Below are 230 nucleotides of genomic sequence, written 5' to 3' on the forward strand. Positions count from 1 at the left end.
GATGGTTCCGATGGACGTGCCGGGCCGGCTGGCGCCCGTGCCGCCGGCCGCGCGGTTCGCGCAGGATGCGCGCGCGCTGGTGCGCATGGCCGACGCGCATGCGATCGAGCGGGGCGACAGCGGCGTCACGATCGGTCTCATCGACAGCGGCATCGCCCGCCGGCATCCCGAATTCGCCCATGCGTTCCGCACGGGCGCCGACACGGTGCGGCTGGAGCCCGGCGACTTGT

The 230-nt window shown here is 74.3% G+C and carries 1 protein-coding gene; it reads left to right on the forward strand.

Annotation, left to right across the window (positions count from 1 at the left end; all coding sequences use genetic code 11):
- A partial coding sequence (locus SB847_RS22470) for a hypothetical protein (RefSeq protein WP_486304291.1) occupies window positions 1-230 on the forward strand: 230 nt, incomplete at both ends.

Source organism: Bacillus sp. SIMBA_026, from assembly GCF_046535335.1.
In the GTDB taxonomy this organism is placed as follows: domain Bacteria; phylum Bacillota; class Bacilli; order Bacillales; family Bacillaceae; genus Bacillus; species Bacillus velezensis.